This window comes from Micromonospora sp. CV4, from assembly GCF_003667455.1.
GTDB lineage: Bacteria > Actinomycetota > Actinomycetes > Mycobacteriales > Micromonosporaceae > Micromonospora.
The window spans coordinates 1-3232 of the sequence record NZ_RCVI01000366.1 but is presented as its reverse complement, the minus strand read 5'-3'; the positions used below and the strand labels follow the sequence as shown (position 1 = coordinate 3232).

Genomic DNA, 3232 nt, shown 5'->3' with positions numbered 1-3232 from the left:
CCCCCGCACCCACCGGCACCAGCCCGGCCGGCGTCAGCCCGACCGGCACCGGCCCGGTCGGCACGAGCCCCGGCGACGCCACGCCGGGAGGCGCGCCGTGACCAGCGTGGCGCCCCGGGCGCTGACCGTGCTGCTCGACGGCGTCGAGCTGGCCGGCGCGGCCCGCCAGCGGGTCCGCTCGCTGCGGGTGGCCGCCCGGCTCGACCAGCCCACCCAAGCCGAGCTGGTGCTCGCCACCACCGCCGGCAGCGGCGCGTTCGACCCCGCGGTACGGCCCGGCACGGCACTCGAGGTACGGCTCGCCGAGCATGCCGACGCGCTGTTCACCGGGGAGGTCACCTGCGTGGAGGTCGAGTACGCGGCCGACGGCGCGGCGGTGCTGCGCCTGCGGGCGTACGACGCGCTGCACCGGCTGCGCAAGCGACAGGGCCTGCGGGTGTTCACCTCGGTGACCGCCGCCGAGCTGGCCCGGGAGGTGTGCGGCGAGGTCGGACTGACGGTGACGGCGGAGACCGACGGGCCGCGGCTGGAACGGCTGCTCCAGCACCGGCACAGCGATCTGGAGCTGCTGCGGGAGGTGACCGGTCGGGCCGGGCTGCACCTGGCCGCCGACGGCGACGCGGTTCGGCTGATCACCCTCGCCGGGTACGGGGAACCGGTCACGTTGGCCCTCGGCGCGGGTGTGCACACCCTGCGGCTGGCCACCAACCTGGATCGGGCCAGCGGCGCCAGCGCGGCGCTGGGCTGGCATCCACAGCGGGCCGAACCGATCAGCCAGCAGGCCGACGAGGCGCGCTGCGGCCGCCCGGCCGGTGACCGGCCCGACCCGGCCGACGTGGGCGCCGACGGGGTACGCACCGCGGTCGACCAGCCCGGCCGCAGCGACGACGAGCTGGCCGCGTTGGCCCAGGCCCGACTGGACGGGCGCGCCGCCGCGCTGGTCACCGCCGAGGGGGTGGCCGAGGGTGATCCGGCGTTGCGGCCCGGCCGGCGGATCGACCTGACCGGCGTGCCCGACCCGGTCGCCGGGGCGTACGTGCTGACCGAGGTGGTGCACACCGTCGACGGCAACGGGCACCTGACCCGGTTCTCCACCATGCCACCGGCCGGGCCGCCCGACGCGTCGAGCGCCGGCGCGGTGGTCACGCTCGGAACGGTCACCGACGTCGCCGACCCGGACGGGCTGGGTCGGGTACGGCTGACCCTGCCGGCGTACGGGGACCTGGACGCCGGGTGGCTCGGCGTGCTCTGTCCCGGTGCCGGGCGCGGCAAGGGCCTCGTCGCGCTCCCCGATCCCGACGACACCGTGCTGGTGGTGCTGCCCGGCGGTGAGCCGGCCTCCGGCATCGTGCTCGGCTCGCTGTTCGGGGCCGTCGAGCCGTACGACGCGGGCATCGACGACGGCCGGGCCCGCCGCTGGACGCTGCGTACCGCCGGAGGGCAGTCGATCGTCGTCGACGACGTCCAGCGCAGCCTGCGGCTCGGCACCGAGGGCGGCAGTTGGCTGGAGCTCACGCCCGACCTGGCCACCCTGCACGCGGCGACCGACCTGGTGATCTCCGCGCCCGGCCGGGCCATGGTGGTCCGTGCTCGCAGCGTGGACTTCCTGCACGCCGAGTCGACCGAGGACCCGACGACCGCGGCGGAGCGGGCCCGCACGCTCGCCCGCGCACACCACGAAGGAGGCGGCTGATGCGCTGGATCCACCGCGACTCGGTGATCACCTGTGACCACGACGGCCGGGTCGAGAACCGGCCCTCGCAGCGGTGGGTGACCGTCACCGGCGTACCGGTGCTGGTCGACGACGACCCGGAGGGACGCAAGATCGTCGCCTGTCCGAACTACGGCCCGACCATCAAGCCATGCACCAGCACGCTGACCGTCCGGGTCGGCTACAGCGACTGGCTGCGGGTCGACGGGCACCGCGTGGTCCTCTCCCACCTGGAGGGGTTCACCAACGGCACGCCGCCGGGGCTGGTCCACCACACCGTGCGCGAGCCGCGCCAGCGGTTCCTGGAGGCGGACCGGTGAGGGCCTTCCGTTTCGTCGGCGCCGGCTTCGACGCGGGGCGCAGCGGCGGCCTGGCGCTCACCGCGGCCGGCGGCCTGGCCATGACCGAGGGCGACGAGACCGTACGCCAGGCGCTGTTCCTGCTCCTGTCGACCACGCCCGGCGAGCGGCTGATGCGACCCGGGTACGGGTCCCGGCTGCACCGGCTGATCTTCGCGCCCAACGACGACACCACCGCCGGGCTGGCCATCCACTACGTCCGGCAGGCCATCGCCCGTTGGGAGCCCCGGGTCGAGGTGATCGACGTGGACGCCGGCCCGGACCCGGACGACGCGTGGCGGCTGGTGATCCGGCTGGACTACCGGGTGCGGGCCAGCCTGACCCCCGGGCAGCTGATCTTCTCCGTGGACCTGCTCCCCCTCGACGAACCGGCACCGGGAGGACCGTCATGACGCTGCCCGTGCCGCACCTGGACGACCGCGCGTTCCTCGATCTGGTCACCGAGGCCCGCGAGCGGATCCGGCAGTCCTGCCCGGCCTGGACCGACCTGTCGGCGCACGACCCGGGCATGGCGCTGGTGGAGGCGTTCGCGCACCTCACCGAGGTGATGATCTACCGGCTGAACCAGTTGCCGGAGAAGGCGTACGTGTCGTTCCTGAACCTGCTCGGGGTGGCCCGGCACGCGCCCACCGCGGCCTGGGCGGACGTCCGGTTCACCCGCAGCGGCGCCGACCGGGGCGTGGTGCGGATCCCGGCCGGCCTGCGGGTCGCCGCGGCCCGGGGCGCCGACCCCCGGCCGGTCGTGTTCGTCACCACCGAGCCGGCGCTGCTGCCCGCCGACGAGACCTCGGTGACCGTGCGGATGCACCACTGCGAGCCGGTCGAGGCGGAGCTGCTCGGCATCGGCACCGGTCAGCCGGGCCAGGTGCTGCGGGCGGCCCGGGCCCCGCTCGCGCACACCGCCGAGCCGCTGGACCTGCTGCTCGGGGTGGAGGTGCCTGCCGGCACGGTGGAGCTGGGCGCGGCCGCGCGCGAGCACGACGGCCGCACGTTCGAGATCTGGCGGCCGGTGGACAGCTTCGCCGGACTCGGCCCGCACGCCAAGGTGTACCTGGTCGACCGGTGCTCGGGGACGGTCACCTTCGCCCCCGCCCTCGACCTGCGGCCCCCGGCCACCTCGGCCGGGGGCCGCAGGTCGAGGGCCTGGCTCTTATACACATCT

3 protein-coding genes and 1 pseudogene are annotated in these 3232 nt (G+C 75.6%); all 4 read left to right on the top strand.

All coding sequences use genetic code 11. From position 1 onward, the window contains the following. Positions 1–97 precede the first annotated feature (97 nt). Positions 98–1693 carry a contractile injection system protein, VgrG/Pvc8 family gene (locus EAD98_RS25825; protein WP_121656587.1) on the top strand — a complete coding sequence of 532 codons (1596 nt, stop codon included), beginning with the start codon at positions 98–100 and terminating at the stop codon, positions 1691–1693. After that, on the top strand, positions 1693–2031 hold the full coding sequence (locus EAD98_RS25820; RefSeq protein WP_121656586.1) for a hypothetical protein: 339 nt from the start codon (positions 1693–1695) through the stop codon (positions 2029–2031). Before EAD98_RS25825 ends, EAD98_RS25820 begins: the two co-directional genes overlap by 1 nt. After that, a complete protein-coding gene (locus EAD98_RS25815; protein ID WP_121656585.1) occupies positions 2028–2462 on the top strand; it encodes a GPW/gp25 family protein in 435 nt (144 codons plus the stop codon). The genes EAD98_RS25820 and EAD98_RS25815 overlap by 4 nt, the downstream gene beginning before the upstream one ends. Beyond that, positions 2459–3232 (top strand): annotated as a pseudogene (locus EAD98_RS25810) (putative baseplate assembly protein); the annotation flags it as partial. The gene EAD98_RS25815 and the pseudogene EAD98_RS25810, both read left to right, overlap by 4 nt.